Origin of the sequence: Parapusillimonas sp. JC17 (genome assembly GCF_052180245.1) — a bacterium.
Lineage (GTDB): Bacteria > Pseudomonadota > Gammaproteobacteria > Burkholderiales > Burkholderiaceae_B > Parapusillimonas.
Genome location: NZ_CP197474.1, coordinates 2,225,569 through 2,247,906, shown reverse-complemented (window position 1 = coordinate 2,247,906; position 22,338 = coordinate 2,225,569). Strand labels below are relative to the sequence as shown.

Genomic DNA, 22,338 nt, shown 5'->3' with positions numbered 1-22,338 from the left:
TATCCTCTATCAAGGAGCAACATGAAGAAAATCGGAATGGTCGGCATAGGCATGATGGGGCACGGCATTGCCACCAACGTCAGAAAGGCGGGCTATCCGCTCGGCGTCCTGGAGCATCCCGGAAACCAGCCCCTGGACAGCCTGCTCGCGCAAGGTGCGGTGGCCTATGGCAGCGCGCGCGAACTGGCCGCCGATTCCGAGGTCGTCATTCTGTGCGTCACCGGCTCCCCGCAGGTCGAGGCGGTTCTTTGCCAGCCGGATGGCGTGCTCGAAGGGTTGCGCCAAGGCTGCGTCATCATTGATTGTTCGACGGCGATTCCGTCGTCCACCTTGCGCATCGCCGGGCAGGTCGCCGAACGGGGCGGCAGATTCCTCGATGCGCCAATGACGCGCACGCCCAAAGAGGCGGCGGAAGGCCGCTTGAACCTGCTGGTGGGCGGGGATCGCGCCCTGTTCGACGAAATGCTGCCGCTCCTGCAAAGCTTTGCCGAGAACATCACGCACACGGGTCCGGTGGGCTCCGGCCATCGCATGAAGCTACTGCACAATTTCGTGTCTCTGGGTCAAGTGGCGCTGCTCGGCGAAGCAGCGGCATGCGCCGCCAGGGCCGACATCGATCCGGCCGTGCTGGTCGAGGTGCTTGCCAAAGGCGGCGGCGGCGGCGCCGCTCTGGAGCGCGTCAAGCCTTATCTGCTGAGCCAGGATCCCAATGCCTTGCGATTCACGCTCGCGAATGCGAACAAAGATCTGGGATACTACGCCCAAATGGCCCGCGACAGCGAAGCGGCCCATGAAATCGCGGACTCGGTGGGTGCCACCTTCAAGCGGCTGGCCGCCATTGCCCCGGAACGCTATGCGTCCGAACTGGCTTCCCTGCTCAACGAGCTTTGATAGACTTGGGGTCAGGCCCCGATGGGGTCTGACCCCAATGTCACTACTTTAAGAACTGACGGTGCTTGTATCTGCTGGATCAATCACCGCGTTGCCCATTTGCGTTTTAGTCTCTAAAGCGGCCTGCCAGCGGCTTATGGGGCGGTCGGGCTCCCGTGCGCCGGTCCTGCTGGCGCAGGACTTCCCGGCCAAGGTCAGGCTGTCGGGGCGGGCGCAGAACTCACGCCCTCGGGCCGGTGGCCCGAAACCGGGCGTTCAAACAGCTGCGCCCTTGCCTCCACGCCATCCCGTCCTTGGCCGGCGGCGCCCGAAGTCGCCCTCCTCACCCCATAAGCCACTGACAGGCCTCAGAGCTGCTCGGGCTGCGGCGATGTGATGGGGTCAGACCCCGTGCGGGGTCTGACCCCTTGGTCTTTGGGCCGTCCGTTCAGGACAGCGGCAGGGCAGCTTGGCATATAGGGGTTGAGGGCGACTTTCGCAGGCGCCGGGTTTGGCTTGGCGCCGGGGAGGCAAGGTCGGGACTGTGTGAGGGCGCGCTCTCGGGCCACTGGCCCGAGCGCCCGAGTTTCCCGGCCGCCCCGGCGCCAAGCCAAAACCGGGAAGTGATGGCCAACGGCCAGCACCGCATGCGACGGAGCCCGACGCCCCTGTATGCCAAGCTGACCGTGTTCACTGACCAGAAAATACACCAGAACGCTTAAGGTAGTGCCATTGGGGTCTGACCCCTGTTGACGGACACTAAAGCGCGTCCGCCAACCTGACCGCCTGGTCGATCGCCCGCTGCGCATCGAGCTCGCTCGCCTGGTGTGCGCCGCCGATCAGGTAGCTGGGCATCCCGCGCGCCTGCAACTGATCATGAAGTTCGCGTTGCGCGTTCTGACCGGTGCACAGGATGATGGTATCCGCCTCGAAGCGTTTCGCTTCGCCATCCACGGTGTAATGCAGCCCGTCGTCTTCCACCGCATCGTAGTTGACGCCGCCGGTCATCGTGACACCGGCTTTGCGCAGCCTGGATTTCAGTATCCATCCCGTCGATTTGCCCAGGCTGCGGCCAAAGGAGCTGGGCTTTCGCTGAAACATGTGAATGTGGTGCGAAGGCCTTGCCGGTGCCTCGGGCGCCTGCAAACCGCCAGGCGTGGTGATGGCCGGATCCACTCCCCAGGCTTTGAGGAAAGCGGCGGTATCGAGCGACTCCTGCGGATCGGAAATCAGGAAATCGGCAACGTCGAAACCAATGCCGCCTGCCCCCAGTATGGCGACTTTCTCGCCCACTTGGACCCGGCCGGTCAGGACGTCTTGATAAGTGACGACTTTGGGGTGATCGACTCCCGCGAATTCCGGCTTTCTCGGGGTCACGCCGGTGGCGAGAATCACTGCGTCGTACTTCCCTTGGCTCAGGCGATCGGCGTCCATCGCGGCGGCAAGATGCACCGCCACTCCAGCATGCTGCAGGGAGATCTCGAAGTATCGCAAAAGCTCGTTGAACTCGCTCTTTCCGGGAATCTTCCTGGCCAGATTGAGCTGGCCGCCCAGCGCATCGGACGCCTCGAAAAGCGTGATGTCGTGCCCGCGCCTGGCGGCATGAATAGCGAAAGAGAGACCGGCCGGTCCGCCACCCACGACGGCGAAGCGCCGCGGCCGGTTCGTGCGGCCGCCGCCGAGCTCAAGCTCGCGCCCAGCGGCCGGATTGACCAGACAGGTCGCTGTACGCCCTGTAAAGATTCTGTCCAGGCAGGCTTGATTGCAGGCGATACAGGTGTTGATTTCATCCGTGCGCCCAAGACGGACCTTCTTGGCGAACTCGGGATCAGCCAGGAGCGGGCGGGCCATGGACACCAGGTCCGCCGCGCCCGACGCCAAGAGCGCCTCGGCGACCTCCGGCATGTTGATCCGGTTGGAGGCCATGACGGGAATCGAAACCGCGTTCTTTACATTGCGTACGGCGTCCGTCCACGCCGCTCGCGGTACGGAAGCGGCGATCGTGGGAACGGCGGACTCATGCCAGCCAATACCGGTATTGATGACATCGGCGCCGGCCTTTTCGACACGGCGCGCCAGCTCGGCCACTTCCGTCGCGGTCATGCCCTCCTCCACCAGGTCGATCGCCGATATCCGATAGATGATCATGAAACCAGGGCCGACGCGCGCCCTGATTGCCTTGACGATCTCAAGAGGAAAGCGGACGCGCCCGTCGAAGTCTCCCCCGAACTCGTCTTCCCGCTTGTTGGTGAGCGCCGCGGTGAACTCGTTGATGAGATACCCTTCGGAACCCATGATCTCCACCCCGTCGTAGCCGGCTTGCTGCGCCAGCGCCGCCGTGTGAGCGAAGCCGGCTATCGTGCTCCAGACTTCATGGGTGGCAAGCGGCCTGGGCGCATAGGCGTTGATTCTCGCCTTGTCCGCCGACGGCGAGACGCATTCGGGAACTTTCGCATAGCGGCCCGCGTGCAGGATCTGCAGGACAATGCGCCCGCCGGCCCGGTGTACTGCCGAAGCAATGGGCAAGTGCTCGTGTAGCTGCGCCTCGCTATTCAAGACGGGCGCGCCCTCTTCCATCACGCCTTCCGGCGCCGGCGCGCAGCCGCCCGTCAGTATCAGGCCGATTTCGCCGGCAGCCCGCGCGGCGTAAAAAGCCGCCAGGCGCTGCTGTGGGCGGTCCAGCGTCTCCAGCCGGGTATGCATCGCGCCCATCACCATGCGATTGGGAAGCGTCAGTGCGCCTACTTGCAGGGGGCTGAGCAGATGAGGAAATTCTTTGTGCACCGGCATCATAATTCCACCTCGCCCAAGTCGTGCTGCAAACGATTCAGGAAGTGCACGAAGGTCACGGAATCGTCGAAACGAAAATTCTTCATCGCCTGGGCATAGAACTCGTAGATATGGGGTTGTGCATCATCCCAGAATTGTTTGCCGGCCGGCAGCAGGATCACGACGCGCGCGCGCTTGTCGGTTTCGTGCGGTACGCGCCGCACGTAAGCGTCGCGCTCCAGCCGCTTCAGGACGCCATCCAGGCTCTGGCGGCTGACGAGCAGATAGTCAGCCAGTTGCCCGAACGTCATCCCCTGGTCGGCCTGGGGCCGGGCCAGGGCGCCCAGCACCGCCCATTGCACGGTCGTGATGCCCAGTTCTTTGATGGCTTGCCGCTGTAGCGAGTTGCCCAGCTGAAACAGACGGAAGAAGAGCCGGTTATGGACCTCGGAAACTTGTTTCTGCTTCAATGCTTGTTGACTCCTTGCAGCAATGGAATGTGATCAGAAGGCGGTGTCGTCGGGATACCGCGGGGACCGCTTTTGCAGGAAAGCGTCCATGCCTTCCTTGCCTTCCGGACTGGCCATGCCGATGAACTCCATTGCCAGCGAGGCATCGAAGATCGGCCCCGCTTGGCGCAGCCAATTGTTCAGCGCGTACTTGGTCCAGCGCGTCGCCCCCGGTGCGCCTTCGGCCAGGCGAGAGGCGATTTCCACCGACCGCTGCTCGACCTCGGCGTCGTCCAGCGCAAGCGAGATCAGGTTCATGCGTTCGGCTTCTTCGCCGGTGAAGCTTTCCGCGGTGAGCAGATAGTACTTGGCTTTGGCCATGCCGCACAGCAACGGCCAGATGATGGTGGCATGGTCGCCGGCCGCCACGCCGATTTTAAGATGCCCGTCAGAGAAACGGGCGTCCTTCGACGCGATCGAGACATCGGCGAGGATGACGCAGGCGAGCCCGGCGCCTACCGCCCAGCCGCGTGCCGCAGTGACGATGGGCTTGGAGCAGTTGATCATGCCGTAAACGATGTCGCGGGCTTCTTTCATCGTCTGCATGCGGATGTCGTAGTCGTCGGATCCCTTGCGTTCATGGTTCAAGTCCCCGCCGGCGGAGAACGTACGCCCTTCCCCGGTCAACAGAATGCACGATACCGAGGGGTCGGCGTCGACGTCCTTCCAGATCTCCGAAATCTCCCGATGCATATCCGCGTCCATTGCGCCCATCTTCAAAGGCGACGCCAGGGTGATGCGCAAGACTTTTTGATGAGGACGGTCGAATTTCAAGCGTGTATAGCGTGCGTAACGATTTTCCATGTTGTTTCCTTTGTTTCAGCCGCGGCCGAATGCCGGGCTGCGTTTTTCAATGAATGCCGCCATCCCCTCATGGGCATCGCGGGATTGAGCGCTGAGCGCAAACTGGTCCGCTTCGATCGACAGGCCTTGGACGAGCCCTGCTTCCAGGCCGCGCCTCACGGCCCGAAGAGCGTGGGCTGCCGCGGTCGGGCTGTAGGATGTCACGGCGCTGATATAGGCCAGCCCCGCCTCGATGGCGGATTGCTGTTCAAAGATCTGATTGACGAGTCCCATTGCATGGGCCTCTTCGGCGTTTACGCTGCGGCCTGAAAGGATGAGTTCGAGCGCCCTTGCCTCACCGACGATACGCGGAAGCCTTTGTGTTCCACCGTAGCCCGGAATGAGTCCGAGCTTGGCTTCCGGCAGGCCCAGCTTGGCCTTGCTGTTAGCGATACGGAATGTGCAGGCGAGTGCGAGCTCCAGTCCGCCACCGAAAGCATAGCCCTGGATCGCCGCAACGGAAGGGACATCCAGTTGATGGATACGCTCGAACAACCATTGTGTTGTTTCGACGTTGTGCCGGTGCTCCGCAGGCGTTCTTTCCTTGAGCTCAACGATATCCGCGCCTGCGCAGAATGCCTTGTCGCCGGCTCCTGTAAAGACCAAACCCCTGTATTGGATGGCTTGCAGGCTGTCCAGCGCGGACGCCAGGTCAAGCAGGAGTTGATGATTGAGCGCATTCATCGCTTCTTTACGATCCAGTTCTATGACGGCAATGCCGTCTCGAACACTCATGTTTATCGCCATTTTCAGGTCCTTCGTTTATCTATTTATATCAATATGTTGATTGACGTAGGGAAAATTGTACAGCTTTTTTTATTGCTTTCCGGATATTCGTCTTATAGAATAAATGAACATCATTCATCATTATGAATAAAAGCGTAACTTGCCAAGCCACCTCAGGAGACAAAAAATGATCTTTTCCCGCCTACTCAGGAATCTTGCGATCGGCTGCGTCTTATCGACTCCGGTACACGCCGCCACAGCGCAGGCCTATCCAACCAAACCCATACGCATCGTGGTTCCCTTCGCGCCCGGCGGTTCCACCGATCAGGTCGCGCGGCTGCTGGCCAATCATGTTTCCGGCAATCTGGGCGTGCCGGTCATCGTTGAAAACCGGCCTGGCGCCAATGGCAACATCGGCGCCGAAGCCGTCGCCAATGCCAAGCCCGACGGCTATACCTTGCTGCACAGCACATCCGCCCTGGGCTACACCGCCGCCTTTGGCCAGAAAGTGTCTTACGACTTGCATAAAGATCTGGCACCGGTTTCGCTGCTGGTCGACCAGCCTCTGCTCATCATGGCCAGCAACCAACTTGGGGTGAAAAGCCTGGCTGAACTGGGTGAATACGAACGCAAGCACTCGGGCAGCCTCAATTATGGTTCCTCGGGAACGGGCAATCTGACACACCTGGGCATGTACGTGATCCTCAAGGCCGCCGGTATCGAGGCCACCCATGTTCCCTATAAAGGCGGTGCCGGCGCGTTTCCCGATTTCATTGCCGGACGCATCGATTTGCTGGCGGACCCCATCAATTCCGCTCGGGCCTACGTGGATGCCGGACAAGTAAGGGCTCTTGCGGTAACCAGCGAGAAGAGGTCGCCACTGCTGCCCGACGTTCCTACCGCCAGCGAAGTCATACTGCCCGGCTTTCAAATGGGCGCATGGCAGGCCCTCATGGTGCCGGCCGGCACGCCCGAGGCGGTCATCCAAAGACTCAATGCCGCCTACAAGGATGCGCTGAGCAACTCGGAAGTCAAGGCACGCCTGGCTTCGCAAGGCGCCGAAGCCATCGGATCCGGTCCGGCGGAGTTCGCGGCATTTCTCGACGGGCACATCGGGCAGTGGAAGCAAGTCGTCGAGTCCTCGGGCATCAGCCTGGATTGATGCGCTTAAGGCAAGTCGATCTTCTTTTTATATCAACATGATTATGTAGCAACCGCCGATGCCCGTGTCACAACGGAAGCAAGGCTTCATTTTTTAGGCAGGAAACTGGGTTTCATGAAAGTACACAGCAAGACAGGAGGTCGCTGATATGTCCGGCGCTCTTTCACACATCCGCGTTCTCGATTTGACGCGCGTACTGGCCGGTCCGTGGTGCACGCAAATGCTGGCCGACCTTGGCGCGGACGTCATCAAGGTGGAAAGGCCGGTGTCAGGAGATGATACCCGGCACTGGGGGCCGCCCTGGATACCGGACGCCGATGGCGGAAACACCGAAGATTCGGCCTACTTCAGCTCCACCAATCGCAATAAGCGATCCATTGCCGTTGATCTTGCCAGCCCGCAAGGACAGGCGCTCGTCCGCGAGCTGGCTCGCGAGTGCGACGTACTGGTCGAGAACTACAAGGTCGGAGACCTCGCCCGCTACGGCCTGTCCTACGCCGACCTGAAATCGCTCAACCCCGGTCTCATCTATTGCTCGATCACCGGTTACGGGCAGGACGGTCCGTATGCGAAACGTCCTGGCTACGATTTCATCTTTCAGGGCGAAGGCGGCCTGATGAGCATCAACGGGGAGCGCGACGACAAAGCGGGCGGCGGCCCAATGAAGTCGGCCATCGCCGTGGGTGACGTGCTGACCGGCCTGAATGCCACGATCGGCATCCTGGCCGCGATCGAAAGCCGGCATCTTACCGGCGCCGGGCAGCACATCGACGTCGCGTTGCTGGATACTGTCGTCAACTTCGGCTCGAATCAGATCGCAAGCTATTTCGCGAGCGGCAAGATTCCCCGCCGCTGGGGCAACGAGCATCCGAATCTCACGCCGTACCAGACCTTCGAGACAGCGGACGGCCACATCATCATCGCCTGCGGGAACGATGGACAGTATCGAAAACTATGCGCCCTGATCGGTTGCGCCGAGCTCGCCACCGATCCACGTTTCATGACCATGTCGCAGCGAAACATAAACCGGGACGCGCTGACCAGCGCACTGGGCGCCATCCTCCGAAGCCGGCCATCGGCGCACTGGCTGAGCCTGCTGGCCGAGTCCGAAGTACCCAGTGGTTCGATCAACAATTACGAGCAGGTCTTCCAGCATCCTCAAGTCGCGCACCGCAAGATGCGCGTCGATATGCCGCATCCGAACGGCGGCACGATCGGCATGGTCGCGAATCCCATCCGCTTGTCCGCGACCCCTGTCGAGTACCGCCATCCACCGCCGCTACGTGGGCAGCATACGGCAGAGGTGCTTGCGTCCGTGCTGGGCAAGACGTCGGCAGCCATCGCCGAACTTCAATCCGACAACATCATTGAAACCGGAGCTCAGCCATGCAAGACGGCCAATACGCATTGAACGACGATCAACGGCAGATCCAGGACCTGATCCGGCGCGTGGCGCGCGAACGGGTTGCTCCGAGGGCCGACGGGATCGACCGGTCCGGCGAGTATCCCCACGACATGTTCGCGCTGCTGAAGGAATTAGGACTCTTCACCCTGCCCTTTCCCGAACAGTACGGCGGCACGGGCAGCATGCTTTCCGCCTGCCTGGCGATCGAGGAGTTCGGCCGGGTCTGCTACAACACCGCCTACCTGCTCCTGGTGCAATGGCTGCCGTTCGGCGCGATTCTCGCCAGCGGAACGGAAGAGCAGAAGGCACGCCTCCTTCCGGGCTTGGCGGCAGGAGACCTGCGGGGCGCCTTCTCCACGACAGAGGCGCAGAGCGGCTCGGACGTGAACGGCATCAAGACTCGCGCTGAACCATGCACGGGTGGCTTCGTGCTGAACGGCGCCAAGATCTGGTGCACCAATGCCGATATCGCCGACTTCATCCTGGTCGCGGCAAGGCTGCGCATCGACGACAGCGACGGCATCCATCTGTTCATCGTGGATCGGCATGCCAAGGGCCTGGAAGTCGGGCGCAAAGAAGAAAAAATGGGAGCGCGCGGCGTACCTTCCTGCCCTTTGTTCATAGACGATGTATTCGTTCCTGAGGACAGCAAACTCGAAGGCGGCTTCCGGTCCGTCATGGAAGCCTTCAATGCCAGCCGACCACTCATCGGTGCGCGCGGCATCGGCCTGGCTCAGGGCGCCATCGACCATGCGATTGACTTCGTCAAGAACCGTTCGGCGTTCGGACAGCAAGTCAGCGACTTCCAGGGCGTGCGCTGGATGCTTGCCGACATGGCCATGCAAACCGAAGCCGCGCGGCATCTCGTCTACCGCGCCGCCTCACTGGTCGACTCGGGCGCGCCAGCGGCTGAACTCGCCCCGATTGCCGCCATGGCGAAATGCTTTGCCAGCGACACGGCAATGAAGGTCGCCACGGATGCCGTCCAGCTTTTCGGGGCGGCTGGAATCTCGGCGGAATATCCCATCAACCGTTATTTCCGCGATGCCAAAGTGCTTCAGATCATCGAAGGCACCAACCAGATACAGCGCAACATCATCGGCAACAGTCTATTGGGCCGTCCGGCCCGCAAATGAAACCAACCAAGGAAAACGACCATGAACAACGAGGAAATCGAGACCGTCGGTCTCGGCATGTATTACGAAGACCTGCCTGTCGGGCGCCGGTTCAAGACCCTGGGGCGAACGATCCAGGACGCCGACGTATGCGCCTTCATCAACTGCATCCACATGACTGAAGTCCTCTTCACCGATATGGAGTTCGTCAAGAACGAGTCCGACATCAAGGGCCGTTTCGCGCCCGGCTCGTTCGTCTATGGCATTGCCGAAGGCCTGCTGACTCAGTCCACGATGCAGAAGACAGGCTATGCCTTTCTGAATATGGAACTGGATATCAAGAATCCGGCTTTCGTCGGCGATACCGTCCATGTGGAGTGCGAAGTCATCGAAGCCAGGCTTTCCAGCAGCAGGCCCGGTCGCGGCCTGGTCAGGACGCGCAACAAGGTGGTCAAGCAGGACGGCACCGTCGTGCTGGTCTATACCCCGTTGCGCATGATCAAGTGCCGCAAACAATGATCCGAACCCGGCAGGAGCAAGCAATGAAGAATTTGAAGGACAAGGTAGTCGTCATCACCGGCGGCAGCGGCGGAATCGGCGCCGCGCTGTGCAAACGCTTCGCCGAGGAAGGCGCAAAAGTGGCAATCATCGACCTGAACGAAGCCGGCGCCCGAAGCGTTCAGGAAGAAATCACCGGCGCGGGCGGGACCGCCTCGGCGCATGCCGTCGACATCAGCGACTATGAGCTCGTAGTCGGTGCCATCTCTGACATCGAGCAGCGGCACGGCCCTGTCGATGTCCTGGTGAACAATGCCGGCTGGGACCATGCCGCCCGTTTTCTGGACACCGATCCGCCGCTTTGGGACAAGCTCATCAGCATCAATCTGAAGGGACCGATCAATCTGCATCATGCAGTACTCAAAGGTATGGCCGAACGGGGCCGTGGGCGCATCGTGAATGTAGCCTCGGACGCCGGTCGGGTCGGCTCTTCGGGCGAGTCCGTGTACTCGGCCTGCAAGGGGGGCATCATCGCTTTCACCAAGACGATTGCGCGCGAATTTGCCCGCAAGCAGATCAATGTCAACGTAGTTTGCCCCGGCCCGACGGACACCGCCCTGTTCCGCGATTTCGCCGGTGAGGGGGAAAGCGGTGAAAAGCTCCGAAAGGCCCTGGAGCGCGCAATACCCTTCGGCCGCCTGGGACAGCCCGGCGATGTCGTGGGCGCCATCTGTTTCCTTGCCTCCGATGATGCAGCGTTCATCACGGGCCAGGTTCTGTCGGTTTCCGGCGGATTGACGATGGCTGGCTGATGCCGGAGAGGCCTGCACGCCTCTCTGGCCTGATTAATGTATGGAGACCAACATAATGACCCCAATCATGCGCAACCCTCATTTCAACCTGAACGGCGTATCTGCCTCAAGCAAGAATCGCCGCGTTCTCCTGAAGCTGGCGGGCGCAAGCCTCGTCGCGGCGGCAGGCATGTCGCTGTTTTCCGTATCGGCGCCGGCAATCGCCCAGGATGCCTCTCCGTCCAAGCCGATCAAGATCGTACTGGGCTTTTCCGCGGGCGGAGGCACGGACGCCATCGCCAGGGCGATCGCCCGGCATATGGCGGATACGCTGAACGCGAATGTCGTCATCGACAACAAGCCGGGCGCCAATGGCAATATCGCCGCGGAGTCGGTGGCGCGAGCGCCCGCCGATGGCTACACGCTGCTGTACAACACCTCGTCCATCGCATCGAGCCCCGCGCTGTACGGCAAGCGCCTGACCTACAATGTCAGCACCGATTTCGTTCCCGTAGCACGTACGGCGAGCCTGCCCATCGTGCTGATCGTCCCGGCCAAGTCGCGCTTCGCGACGGTGGAGGAGTTTGTGGCCTACGCAAAGAAGAACCCCGGTGAACTCAACTATGCGTCGGCTGGAAACGGGAATGTCACCCACCTTGCCGCCCTGTCGTTCGAGGATGCGGTCGGCATCAAAGGCACGCATATTCCTTACAAAGGCGAAGCGCCCGCGATCGTGGACCTGATGGCCGGGCAAGTGGACTACTACTTTGCCACATCGGCGGGCGCCATACCCGCCGTCCAATCGGGCCGTGCGAAAGCGCTTGCCGTGGCCACCATACAGCCGCTACAGACCCTGCCGGGCGTGCCCACTCTACACGAGACGGTTGCCAAGGACCTCGACCTGGCCGCTTGGTCAGGCCTGATGGCGCCGGCGGGCACACCCACGGACATCGTCGCCAAGCTGAACGCCGCCGTGAACAAGGCGCTGTCGGCCAAAGAAGTGCGGGAATTCTTTGCAGGCCAGAGCGCGCAGGCAACGCCATCCTCGGCTGAAGAGTACGGCGTCTTCCTGAAGAAGGAAATCGACGCGCTCTCCAAGGTCATCAAGGACGCCAATCTGTCGCTAGACTGAGTCCCAGACCGCCAGGGCGTGGCAGTCGTGGTATTTCATGCGGGAAATGCCACGACCGTCCTGCCCGTAGTCCGCCCTTCCAGCATGCGCTCCAAGTGCCCCGGCAGCTCTTCCAGAGAGATGGAACGGACGTCCGCGAGCATGCGCGCGGGATTCAAATCGCTTGCAAGCCTATCCCACAGCTCGACTTCGCGATCCATGTAGTAGGTCACATTCACGCCGATGAGCTTTACGCCGCGCAGAATGAACGGCAATACGCTCATGTTGACCTCGTTGCCTTTTACATTGCCGAAGCTCGCGACGCAGCCCCTAGGTTTCAAGGAGCGCAGCAGGAAACTCAGGTCCTGCCCTCCCAAGGCATCCAGCGCTGCCGCCCAACGGGCCTTCTCCAGGGGTTTGCCGCTGTCCGCCATGGATGCATCCAGGATTTCGTCAGCGCCCAAGGCTTCAAGGTATGAGTTTGCGCCGGATTTCGAGCTGGCCGCAGTCACTTGATACCCCAGGCTAGCCAGCATTTCGATCCCCATGCCGGACACCGCACCTGTTGCGCCATTGACGAACACTCTACCCAGCTCCGGACGCAGCCCCGCTTCATGCAGCAGGACCACCGCAAGCGCTGCGGTATAGCCGGCGATGCCCAGGCCTGCGGCGTCGCGCAGGCTCATGGCTGACGGTATTTTGACGACCCAGTCCGCCGGAACCCGGATGAGCTCAGCGAAGCCGCCATCATGCTCCGTGCCGAATCCCCGGCCGCACACCACGACTTTGTCGCCCTCCTTGAAGCGAGGGTCGGTCGACGCGGCCACCCAGCCGGATGCGTCGCTCCCGCCGATACGGGGAAAGTGGCGAATGACGTTTCCATGAGGCGTCGTCGCCAAGGCGTCCTTGTAGTTGACGCCGGCGAACGCGCTGCGGATCAGCACATTGCCCGGCGACAGGTCGTCCAGCACGACGCGTGTCAAACCGGAGCTGATTTCGCCGTTCCTGCGGATCTGGAACGCCTTGAATTCTTCATGGTCCATATTTGCTCAAGCCTTTGATTAAGGTATCATTCATGATTATGAACGGCGGATATCATCCGCGGTTCGCGTTTTCATCTCATTGTCGTCTTCATGGCTTCCAGTCCCCCCAAAAGCAAATCCTCGCCAAATGAGCCTCGTTCGCTGCTGCGTATTCTTGGCATTTTCGAAGCCATCGCACGGACCCGCGAAGGCGTGACGCTGGCCGAGCTCAGCGCTGCGCTCGATGCTCCGAAAAGCAGCTTGTTGCTTATATTGAGACCACTGGTTGCGCACAAGTATCTTGCTCATTCTTCGGGGCGCTACGAGCTGGGCCCGTCCATATTCCAACTGTCGGCGGAAGTTCTGGCCAGTGCGGGCACCACGCAGATCATGCGGCCGTACATGGAAGAGCTGGCCGAGCGCAGCAACGAAAGCGTCTACCTGTCGGTCATCGACAAGGAGGCCAAGCTCGTCACCTATGTCGACGGCATAGAAAGCAGGCAGCCCATCCGCTATTCGGCGCCCATCGGTACGACGCGCCCCTTGTACGGGTCCGCCGCCGGCAAGGCGCTGCTTGCTTTCCAGGAACCAACGTGGTGCCAGAATTATCTGAAGAACGTGAAGCTGAAACCGCTGGCGGCGAAATTCCCGATCACGAAATCCGAGCTTCAGAAAGAACTCGATGAAATACGGATTTCCCGAATTGCGCTCAATCTGGGCAGCTTGGTCTCCGGGGCATCCGGCATTGCGGCGCCCATCGTCAAGGCCGATGGCACGGCAACGCACGCATTGCTGGTCGTCGCACCCAGCGAACGGCTCAAAGAGGCCATACCGCAGCTTCGGACCATCATCGCGGAAGTCGCCGCCAGCGCTTCCCAGACGCTTGCCCACATGCCGGGTAATTGACCCCGCGCCCGACCCAGGTCGGGGCCTGTTAACGCCGAAGGCGGGGTCAGACCCCGTATGGGGTCTGACCCCAAAAAAGAACCGGCAGCGTAGCCAAGGGTCAGACCTCGTATGGGGTCTGACCCCAAAGAAAAGAACCGGCAGCGTAGCCAGGGGTCAGACCCCGTACGGGGTCTGACCCCACGCCTGGAGCTCGCTTGGGGACAGCCAGCCGCAGAGCGCCTCGGCCACGCTCTCGGCGCCGGCAGCCTTCGGCGGCGAGGGACGATCGGGCACTGTGCGCGAAAAGCGCGGAGCCGGTGCGGGCTGCATCACGCCATCGACATCGATCAGTACCTCGCGTTCCCGGATATGCGCATGAAGGGCGGCCTCGTCGAGCGACAGTACAGGCGCCACGCATACGTCCTCTTGGCTAAGCAAATCGCACCACTCTTGCTGGGTACGGGTCTTGAACCGAGCAGACAGGACGGCCTTCGCACGCGGCCATCCGCTGGGATCGTTCTGAAGACCGATCTCCTCGTGATCCACACCGATCAATTCGAGCAGTCTGTCATGGAATTTCTTTTCGATTGCCGCCACGGATATCCATTTTCCATCTGCGCATTCATAGACTTCGTAGAAGTAAGCGCCGGAATCGAGCAAATTATTCCCGCGGGAGCCGCTCCAGAGTCCTGCGGCATGCAGGCCGAACAGCGAAGTTGCAAGCGATGCGGCGCCATCTACGATGGCCGCATCGACAACCTGGCCTATGCCTGATCGGCGTGCTTCGATTATGCCGGCCAATACGCCCAGTGCGAGATACAGCGCGCCTCCGCCAAAGTCCCCGACAAGATTGAGAGGTGGCGTCGGAGGCGCGCCGGCACGTCCCGTGGCGTCCAGTACGCCGGTCAGGCCGATATAGTTCAGATCGTGCCCCGCTACCTGGGAGAGCGGACCGTTCTGGCCCCAACCCGTCATACGCCCGTAGACGAGGCGCGGATTTCGGGCAAAGCAGGCCTCAGGACCCAGGCCCAGGCGTTCAGTCACGCCCGGCCGGAAACCTTCGATCAGCGCATCGGCTTCCTGTATCAACCGCAGGACGAAATCCTTGCCCTCCGTGCTTTTAAGGTCGATGGCGATGGTTTTCCGGTTGCGCAGCAATACGTTGTATTTGAGAGGCCGCTCGATTCCAAGCGCGGCGGGCACCGTTCTTTCGATGCGCAGGACCGTGGCGCCGAGATCGGCCAACAGCATGGCGGCCATGGGACTGGGGCCTATCCCTGCCAGTTCGACGATTTTTACTCCTTCAAGCGGTCCCAAGACGGCATCCTCCAAGCATGATGGTTAGTCCTTTATTGAGCGGGTCGGATATGAGACTGGGCGGGGAGTGCCGTGGCGGTAGTCCCGTGTTCCGGCGCACGAACCAGATACAACCCGCGTCCGCTGGCGATCAGTCTTCCCTTCATATCGTGCACCCGCGCCTCGGCGGTTCCGAAACGTTTGCCCAGGTTGATGACTTTGCCTTCCGCCACCAAGTCTCCCGGTGTTGCCATGCGGTGATAATCGATGCGCAGATCCATCGTAGGGACCGCATGGCCAACGCTTAGGGCGATTGCGTAGTCGGCGGCGCAATCCACCATAGCGGCCAGGATGCCGCCATGAGTGGATTGAAGTTCGGGGCTGGATATCAATTCTTCCCGCCATTTGATGGATAGAACGACCCTGCCCTCTTCCGCGTCGGTGCACGACATGCCCAACCAGCGATTGAATGGGCTGCGCTGTACGAATCGATCGGCCATTTCTCTGAAATCAGTATGCATGAAAGTTCATATGTTTTACCATGATGTTCATGATATTGAACGATGTTCATAACGTCAATTGGGTGAAAAACCATCAGGAGTCCACGGTGCCGGGAACGCCAATTGCTTCCCCGCCTCTGCCTGGAAAATGCCGGGCCAACCGACTTATTGGGGAGCGATCATGGCTGAAACACCGAACGATTCTTTTGAAACCGAGGGCACCACGCGGGCGGACAGGGGTTCTTCCTACAGCGAGCGCGGTCGGCGAGGAAAAGGTGATGCGGCGGTCTGGCTGAATGAGCTGGACGCAATTCTGGACGATGAGAGCCAGACAGATATCGCCGCGCTGAGACAGCGGCTGCGGGAACAACTCAACGTGGCCAGGGGCGCCCTTGGCGACGCGGTCGATACCGCGGCCGATGCGGCTAGCGGTTACATGCGCCGTGCGGTGGATTGCGCGGACGTCTACGTAGAGACGCGGCCATGGCACGCCATCACGTGCGCAGCCGGGGTTGGATTCCTGCTGGGGATGCTCTGCCACCGCAAGTAGATTTCGGCATGAATATTGCTGTGACGGGCAGCGGCCGAACCCGGCCGGACATACTGCAAGCAATGGAGTCCTCTCATGGCTACCCGTCCCCCTAAGAATCCACGCCAGGGCCCCGTGCCCACCGCTTTTATCAACACCGACAGTGGGCCCGCGTCTGGGCCCACTGGCAATTCCGAACCCGAGCAGTTCGCCGGAGGCAGAAATGCAACCGCCGCCGCTCGGCCTTACAATCGGACCAAAGAGACCGAATACGGCCTGGAGCATGCGCGCCACCCTGTTGCCGGGGAAAGCGTCGAGCCTCCGTCTTCCCTGGTCACTGCCAGCACCCTTTCCGAAAGCAACGCATCCGCCAAGACCGAAGGACCCGCGGTCGAGGGGCTCAATGCCGCAAGTGGAGAGCTGTCGCGCGTGCGGGCGGACAGCAGCGGGCAGATGTTGACCACCAACCAGGGCGTCAGGGTACCCAACAACCAGGATTCGCTCAAAGCCGGCCTGCGCGGCCCTGCACTGCTGAAGGACTTCATCCTTCGCGAAAAGCTTACGCATTTCGACCATGAACGCATCCCCGAGCGAGTCGTGCATGCGCGAGGCTCGGGCGCGCATGGCTACTTTGAATGCTACAAGGCCTTGACCGATCTGACTGCCGCCGCGCCCTTCCAGGAAACCGGCAAAATCACCCCCGTCTTCGTACGGTTCTCCACCGTGGCCGGCGAGCGCGGGTCCAAGGACACCGCCCGGGACGTAAGAGGCTTTGCGGTGAAGTTCTATACCGACGAGGGCATCTGGGACTTGGTCGGCAACAACATGCCGGTCTTCTTCATTCAGGACGCGATGAAGTTCCCCGATCTCGTGCATGCGGTCAAGCCCGAGCCCCACCATGCCATGCCTCAAGCCGCGTCCGCGCACGATACCTTCTGGGATTTCGTTTCCTTGATGCCGGAATCGACACACATGCTGATGTGGCAGATGTCCGACCGGGCGATTCCGCGAAGCTACCGCATGATGCAGGGCTTCGGCGTGCACACTTTCCGCTTTGTAAACAATGCCGGCTCGTCGGTATTGGTCAAGTTTCACTGGAGCCCCATGCTGGGCACCCATTCGCTGGTCTGGGACGAAGCGGTGAAGATATCCGGCGCGGATCCCGATTTCCACCGCAGGGATCTGTGGGAGGCCATCAACTCGGGCAATTATCCCGAGTGGGAGCTGGGCGTGCAGATCTTCACCGAGGAGCAGGCCGACGCCTTCAGTTTCGATGTGCTGGACTCGACCAAGATCGTGCCGGAGGAGCTTGTGCCTATCACTCCCATCGGGCGCATGGTCCTGAATCGCAATCCCGACAACTTCTTCGCCGAGACGGAGCAGGTCGCATTCTGTACGGCCCATGTCGTGCCCGGGATCGATTTCACCAACGATCCCTTGCTGGCCGGACGCATCCATTCCTACATCGATACGCAGATCACGCGCCTTGGCGGGCCGAATTTCCACGAACTGCCCATCAACACGCCGCTCGCTCCCGTCCATAACAACCAGCGCGACGGCATGCATCGGCAAGCCATTCATCGCGGCGGCGTCTCTTACGAACCCAATTCGCTCGCAGGCGGCTGCCCATTCCAGGCCGGCATGCAGGGCTTCGTGCCCTTCCCCGAGCCGGTGAAGGGAGACGAACTTCGGGGCAAGCCAGAAAAGTTCGGCGAACACTACAATCAGGCGGCGCTCTTTTTCAATAGCCAGACAGAGCCGGAGCAGCGGCACATCATCTCGGCTTTTGCATTCGAACTGAGCAAGGTGACCGTACCCGCCGTGCGGGAACGCATCGTTTCCATGCTGCGCAATGTGTCAGAAGTGCTCGCCAGTGGCGTAGCCGGCGGCCTGGGCATGGCATTGCCCGAGCCCATGCCTCTGGCCATCGCGAATCCGCCGGCGCCCGAAGTGCAGACGTCTCCCGCCCTGTCCTTGATGGCGCGGCCCGGAGACGGTCGCATTGCCACGCGCAAGATCGCCGTGCTCGTTGCTGACGATATCGCCGGCGCCACGACGCAGGCAGTGGCCGACGCCCTGATTGCCGCGGGCGCCGTCGTGCGCCTGGTGGGCAGCCGGATCGGCCCATGCACCGCCGATGACGGGCTGGTGCTGGATGCCGACGCGACACTGGAAAACAGCCCCTCGCCTCTGTTCGACGGCATGGTGATACCCGATGGCGCCGTGGGCATGGAAGCATTGGCGGCGGATGGCCGCGCACTGGAATTCGTACGCGATCAGTTCCGGCACAGCAAGGCCATGCTTGCGCTGGGGGCCGGATCGTTGCTGCTCGATGCCGCCGGAATCCCGCACAATGCGCGCAACGTCGAAGGGCTGCTGGTGTCCGACATGGTCGATGCGTCCTCTGCCGACAGCTTTATCCAGGCCCTGGGCAAGCATCGTCATTTTGGCAGGGAAACGGATCCGCCCGCCGCCTGATCGCTCCCTCGGATGCGCGCGAGGCCGGCGCGCTACACTCGGGCTTATTTACGCGGCATCCGAGGGCAACAATGAAGAACGAAGAGCGCCAATCTTTGATAGACAAGATCCGGCAGGCAAGCGCATACCTGCCTGCTACGGAAGATCTCGATTGGCTCAACAGCGATGAAACGCGCGCCTTGCGTCTCCAGCTGGAATATCTCAAGGTCGAGCACGCCTTGCTCAAACACAAGATCACGCGCACAGTGGTGGTTTACGGCAGCGCGCGCATCATGTCGCCCGAAACCGCCCAGGCTTATCTCGTTCAGGCGCAGGAGCTGGTGGATGCCAATCCGCGCGACAAAGAGATGGCCGGCATGCTGGCCGATGCGCAACGCCAGGTGCGCTACTCGCACTACTACAACGAATCCAGACGATTCACACACTTGATGTCGGAGCTTTTCCAGAACAACGCCTGCTTCGAATGCGCGGTGGTCACGGGCGGCGGGCCGGGCATCATGGAGGCGGCCAATCGCGGCGCCTTCGAGGTCGGATCCCGGTCCATCGGCCTGAACATCACCCTCCCGCACGAACAGGAGCCGAATCCTTACATCACGCCCGAGCTCGCTTTTCATTTCCGTTATTTTGCACTGCGCAAAATGCATTTCCTTTTGCGCGCCCGCGCCCTGGTCGTTTTTCCTGGTGGCTATGGAACGCTCGATGAACTGTTCGAGGTCCTAACTCTGGTCCAGACACGCAAAATGGCGCCCATACCGATCCTGCTCTTCGGCAAGCAGTTCTGGGACCAGGCCTTGAATCTGGATTTTCTGGCGGAGCAAGGCATGATCGGACATGAAGACGTCGCTCTGGTCACGCATGTCGAGCAAGCGGAAGAGGCGGTGGAAATACTGGCGCAACACTTCAATGTGCAGACCGGGCCGCTGGAGGCCTGCTCCGTAGGGGCGGGCTGATGAAGTCTGAGGGGTCAGACCCATGACGCCCGGGGGTCAGACCCTGTAGGGTCTGACCTCAGAAACATGCAGCGGGTCACACCCCGAATGGGGTCTGACCCCAGGCCTTTCACCGGGTAAGCGCCCGAGACGAATTGAAAGGCCTCGTTTCCCAATGCGTTTATATGCAAGACCTTGCTGCGAGTGTGGGCTAAAAACTGTTATGGTTGATACGTATCAAGACTGCCCTTGATGTAATGCGTTTTAATTTCCATGTTGGGCAATGCAAGCATTACGTCATCATTGCCTCCCGCTTTTCCCCTTTTTCCTTTTGGAGATTTCTATGCTAGCTAAAATCACTTTCGCCGCCCTGCTTTCAGCCATGAGCCTGCCTGCATTGGCCGCGCAGTGTGACGTCACCGTCGATAGCAATGACGCCATGCAGTTCAGCACGAAGGAAATCGTCGTTGACAAGTCATGCAAGGAATTCACCGTCAATCTCAAGCACTCCGGCCAACTGCCCAAGGCGGCAATGGGCCACAATATCGTGATCACCAAGGAAGTAGACAAGCAAGGCGTCGCCACTGACGGCATGACCGCCGGCCTTGACAAAGACTATGTCAAGGAAGGCGACGATCGCGTCATTGCTCATACCAAGGTCATCGGCGGTGGCGAGTCCACGTCCGTTACCTTCGACGCCAGCAAGCTTTCGGCTAGCGACAATTACGTATTCTTTTGCTCCTTCCCGGGTCACTGGGCCATCATGACCGGCACCGTGAAGCTGAGCGGCTAAACCGTTCCCGTCCTATCGGCGAAAGCCGGACCGTCTGTTCCAGGCCGGCCCGGCTTTTTTTTGCCCGCGTGCGGACCGCCGTCCAACGGCGATCCGCACGTTCTCCTTCTCCCGCTCTTCCCTTCCGCCCTTTTTGAGCGGCAGCCCGTATAATCGCGCCTGTCCCGTATGCGGGACCAATGCGCGGCAAGCGCCATCTGTTTCTCCCTCCGCCTTCCACTCCTATGAGTATTGCAGCGCTGATTTTTGTCTTGACCCTGGTGCTCGTCATCTGGCAGCCGCGCGGGTTGGGAATCGGCTGGAGCGCCTGCCTGGGCGCGGCGCTTAGTCTTCTATCCGGCGTAGTCGCGCCCAGCGACATCCCCGTAGTCTGGCAAATCGTCTGGAACGCCACCGCCGCCTTCATCGCCATCATCGTCATCAGCCTGCTTCTCGACGAGGCGGGATTCTTCGAATGGGCCGCTTTGCACGTCGCCCGCTGGGGCCGTGGCAGCGGGCGTCTGCTCTTTGTCTTGATCATACTGTTGGGCGCCGCGGTTTCAGCGCTGTTCGCCAACGACGGCGCGGCGCTCATCCTGACGCCCATCGTCATGGCCATGCTGTCGGCGCTTGGATTCACCCCCGCTGCAACCCTGGCGTTCGTCATGGCCGCCGGTTTCATTTCGGACACCGCCAGCCTGCCGCTGGTCGTCTCCAACTTGGTCAATATCGTGTCGGCGGATTTTTTCGGGGTCAGCTTTGCCCGCTATGCCTCGGTCATGGCGCCCGTCAATCTCGTTTCCATCGGTGCGACGCTCGCCGTACTGCTCATCTATTTCGGCCGCTTCATTCCTCGCACTTATGAAGGCCGGTTGGCGGAACCTCGCAGCGTGATCCGCGACCTTCCTACCTTCCGCGCCGGCTGGCTGGTGCTGGCGGGACTGCTGGGGGGGTTTTTCGGACTGAGCCACACCGGCATCCCCGTAAGCGCCATCGCGGCCCTGGGCGCGATCATCCTGCTGCTGGTGGCCGGACGCGGGCATCGCATCAGCACGCGCAAGGTCATGCGGGAAGCGCCCTGGCATATCGTCGTTTTTTCCCTGGGCATGTATCTCGTCGTCTACGGACTGCGAAATGCCGGACTCACTGCCTGGGTAACCGCTCTGCTCGACTACTTCGCGACCCACGGAATATGGAGCGCGGCGCTGGGCACAGGCGTGCTAGCCGCAGTGCTGTCGTCAGTCATGAACAACCTGCCCACCGTATTGATCGGCGCATTGTCGATCGATGCCAGCCAAGCCAGCGGTGTCGTAAAGGAAGCCATGATTTATGCGAACGTGATAGGCAGCGACCTGGGACCCAAGATCACCCCTATCGGCAGCCTGGCGACACTGCTCTGGCTGCATGTGCTGGCGCGCAAGGGTGTGATCATTTCTTGGGGATACTACTTCCGGGTAGGCATTGTGCTGACCCTTCCCGTGCTATTGCTGACCCTGGCCGCCCTGGCGCTCAGATTGAGTGCGTGAGCCGGGCTGTGAGATGGGGTCAGACCCCGTATGGGGTCTGACCCCGAGTGCGTGAATAGGGCCATGAGACATGGGGTCAGACCCCCTACGGGGTCCGACCCCTTAACCTTTCGGGATTTGGGGTCAGACCCCGCAGGGGGTCTGACCCCTCAACCGTTCTGGCTTGCCCCCAGGTCGGCCAGTATCGGGCATTCGGGCCGGCTATCCCCATGGCAGCAATTCACAAGATGCGCGAGCTGATCGCGTATGGACTGCAATTTGGCGATATCGCTGTCCAACTCGGCGATATGCTGCTGCGCCAATTGTTTGACGTCGGCGCTCTGGCGCGTCGTGTCTTCCCAAAGTCCGATCAGCGTCCGGATACGATCCAGAGAAAACCCCAATTCACGCGATCGTTTGATGAAGCGCAGCGTCTGCACGTCGTTCGCGCCGTACTTGCGATATCCGGCGTCGCTGCGCCGCGCAGGCTGTATGAGCCCTATGCTTTCGTAGTAGCGGATCATCTTGCGCGACACGGCGGACGCTTCCGATGCTTCTCCGATGTTCATGAGATCACTCCGGAATGAAGACGGGAACCCCTGTGCTCCCGGTTTGACATT

The 22,338-nt window shown here is 61.0% G+C and carries 21 protein-coding genes; 13 read left to right on the top strand and 8 right to left on the bottom strand.

Translation table 11 applies throughout. From position 1 onward, the window contains the following. Positions 1-21: 21 nt before the first annotated feature. Positions 22-891, top strand: coding sequence for an NAD(P)-dependent oxidoreductase (locus ACSBPU_RS10840; protein ID WP_442598031.1), 870 nt, complete (start codon positions 22-24; stop codon positions 889-891). A gap of 738 nt (positions 892-1,629) precedes the next feature. Here the strand turns inward: ACSBPU_RS10840 and ACSBPU_RS10835 are convergent. From ACSBPU_RS10835 to ACSBPU_RS10820, 4 genes are read right to left on the bottom strand one after another with little or no spacing between them, the layout of a single operon-like run. Next, positions 1,630-3,663 carry an FAD-dependent oxidoreductase gene (locus tag ACSBPU_RS10835; protein ID WP_442598029.1) on the bottom strand — a complete coding sequence of 678 codons (2,034 nt, stop codon included), beginning with the start codon at positions 3,661-3,663 and terminating at the stop codon, positions 1,630-1,632. Beyond that, positions 3,660-4,109: a MarR family transcriptional regulator gene (locus ACSBPU_RS10830; protein ID WP_180069292.1), complete on the bottom strand. Its 450-nt coding sequence runs from the start codon at positions 4,107-4,109 to the stop codon at positions 3,660-3,662. The genes ACSBPU_RS10835 and ACSBPU_RS10830 overlap by 4 nt, the downstream gene beginning before the upstream one ends. 33 nt (positions 4,110-4,142) lie before the next feature. Then, a complete protein-coding gene (locus ACSBPU_RS10825) occupies positions 4,143-4,952 on the bottom strand; it encodes an enoyl-CoA hydratase/isomerase family protein (protein WP_442598027.1) in 810 nt (269 codons plus the stop codon). 15 nt (positions 4,953-4,967) lie between these two features. After that, positions 4,968-5,738 (bottom strand): enoyl-CoA hydratase/isomerase family protein, encoded by a 771-nt coding sequence (locus ACSBPU_RS10820; RefSeq protein ID WP_442598025.1) that lies wholly within the window; start codon positions 5,736-5,738, stop codon positions 4,968-4,970. Between the two features lie 166 nt (positions 5,739-5,904). On the opposite strand from ACSBPU_RS10820, the gene ACSBPU_RS10815 reads away from it, so the two are divergent. The 6 genes from ACSBPU_RS10815 (at position 5,905) to ACSBPU_RS10790 (ending at position 11,820) form a co-directional block, all read left to right on the top strand. Beyond that, a complete protein-coding gene (locus tag ACSBPU_RS10815; RefSeq protein ID WP_442598023.1) occupies positions 5,905-6,879 on the top strand; it encodes a Bug family tripartite tricarboxylate transporter substrate binding protein in 975 nt (324 codons plus the stop codon). A 148-nt stretch (positions 6,880-7,027) separates the two neighbouring features. Beyond that, positions 7,028-8,290 carry a CaiB/BaiF CoA transferase family protein gene (locus tag ACSBPU_RS10810; RefSeq protein ID WP_442598021.1) on the top strand — a complete coding sequence of 421 codons (1,263 nt, stop codon included), beginning with the start codon at positions 7,028-7,030 and terminating at the stop codon, positions 8,288-8,290. After that, positions 8,266-9,420 (top strand): acyl-CoA dehydrogenase family protein, encoded by a 1,155-nt coding sequence (locus tag ACSBPU_RS10805; protein WP_442598019.1) that lies wholly within the window; start codon positions 8,266-8,268, stop codon positions 9,418-9,420. Before ACSBPU_RS10810 ends, ACSBPU_RS10805 begins: the two co-directional genes overlap by 25 nt. 21 nt (positions 9,421-9,441) lie before the next feature. Next, positions 9,442-9,918, top strand: coding sequence for a MaoC family dehydratase (locus tag ACSBPU_RS10800; protein ID WP_442598017.1), 477 nt, complete (start codon positions 9,442-9,444; stop codon positions 9,916-9,918). A 23-nt stretch (positions 9,919-9,941) separates the two neighbouring features. After that, positions 9,942-10,709 carry a glucose 1-dehydrogenase gene (locus ACSBPU_RS10795; protein WP_442598015.1) on the top strand — a complete coding sequence of 256 codons (768 nt, stop codon included), beginning with the start codon at positions 9,942-9,944 and terminating at the stop codon, positions 10,707-10,709. Positions 10,710-10,764: 55 nt separating this feature from the next. Beyond that, positions 10,765-11,820, top strand: a complete 1,056-nt coding sequence (locus tag ACSBPU_RS10790; protein WP_442598013.1) for a Bug family tripartite tricarboxylate transporter substrate binding protein — start codon at positions 10,765-10,767, stop codon at positions 11,818-11,820. 35 nt (positions 11,821-11,855) lie between these two features. Here ACSBPU_RS10790 and ACSBPU_RS10785 read toward each other — a convergent pair whose 3' ends face one another. Beyond that, positions 11,856-12,842 (bottom strand): acrylyl-CoA reductase family protein, encoded by a 987-nt coding sequence (locus ACSBPU_RS10785; protein ID WP_442598011.1) that lies wholly within the window; start codon positions 12,840-12,842, stop codon positions 11,856-11,858. A 90-nt stretch (positions 12,843-12,932) separates the two neighbouring features. Between ACSBPU_RS10785 and ACSBPU_RS10780 the strand changes: the two genes are divergently transcribed. Continuing rightward, positions 12,933-13,727 (top strand): IclR family transcriptional regulator, encoded by a 795-nt coding sequence (locus ACSBPU_RS10780; protein WP_442598009.1) that lies wholly within the window; start codon positions 12,933-12,935, stop codon positions 13,725-13,727. A 156-nt stretch (positions 13,728-13,883) separates the two neighbouring features. Here the strand turns inward: ACSBPU_RS10780 and ACSBPU_RS10775 are convergent, their stop codons facing one another. Both ACSBPU_RS10775 and ACSBPU_RS10770 read right to left on the bottom strand, forming a co-directional pair. Further along, positions 13,884-15,026, bottom strand: coding sequence for a CaiB/BaiF CoA transferase family protein (locus ACSBPU_RS10775; protein WP_442598007.1), 1,143 nt, complete (start codon positions 15,024-15,026; stop codon positions 13,884-13,886). 32 nt (positions 15,027-15,058) lie between these two features. After that, the gene (locus ACSBPU_RS10770; protein ID WP_442598005.1) at positions 15,059-15,526 is read right to left on the bottom strand and encodes a PaaI family thioesterase; all 468 of its coding nucleotides are present in this window, start codon (positions 15,524-15,526) and stop codon (positions 15,059-15,061) included. Positions 15,527-15,686: 160 nt separating this feature from the next. Here ACSBPU_RS10770 and ACSBPU_RS10765 point away from each other — a divergent pair, with 160 nt between their 5' ends. The 5 genes from ACSBPU_RS10765 to ACSBPU_RS10745 all read left to right on the top strand — a co-directional run bounded on the left by ACSBPU_RS10765 (position 15,687) and on the right by ACSBPU_RS10745 (position 21,739). Beyond that, positions 15,687-16,055 (top strand): DUF883 family protein, encoded by a 369-nt coding sequence (locus ACSBPU_RS10765; protein ID WP_442598003.1) that lies wholly within the window; start codon positions 15,687-15,689, stop codon positions 16,053-16,055. 75 nt (positions 16,056-16,130) lie between these two features. Further along, on the top strand, positions 16,131-18,512 hold the full coding sequence (locus ACSBPU_RS10760) for a catalase (RefSeq protein ID WP_442598001.1): 2,382 nt from the start codon (positions 16,131-16,133) through the stop codon (positions 18,510-18,512). Between the two features lie 71 nt (positions 18,513-18,583). Then, positions 18,584-19,462 carry an LOG family protein gene (locus tag ACSBPU_RS10755; RefSeq protein ID WP_442597999.1) on the top strand — a complete coding sequence of 293 codons (879 nt, stop codon included), beginning with the start codon at positions 18,584-18,586 and terminating at the stop codon, positions 19,460-19,462. 322 nt (positions 19,463-19,784) lie between these two features. After that, positions 19,785-20,234: an azurin gene (gene azu, locus ACSBPU_RS10750; RefSeq protein ID WP_442597997.1), complete on the top strand. Its 450-nt coding sequence runs from the start codon at positions 19,785-19,787 to the stop codon at positions 20,232-20,234. Between the two features lie 224 nt (positions 20,235-20,458). Then, entirely contained in the window at positions 20,459-21,739 is a 1,281-nt protein-coding gene (locus ACSBPU_RS10745; protein ID WP_442597995.1) for an arsenic transporter, read from the top strand. Between the two features lie 149 nt (positions 21,740-21,888). Here the strand turns inward: ACSBPU_RS10745 and cueR are convergent, their stop codons facing one another. Next, complete coding sequence (gene cueR, locus ACSBPU_RS10740) at positions 21,889-22,287, bottom strand: Cu(I)-responsive transcriptional regulator (RefSeq protein ID WP_442597993.1); 399 nt, start codon at positions 22,285-22,287, stop codon at positions 21,889-21,891. Positions 22,288-22,338 lie beyond the last annotated feature (51 nt).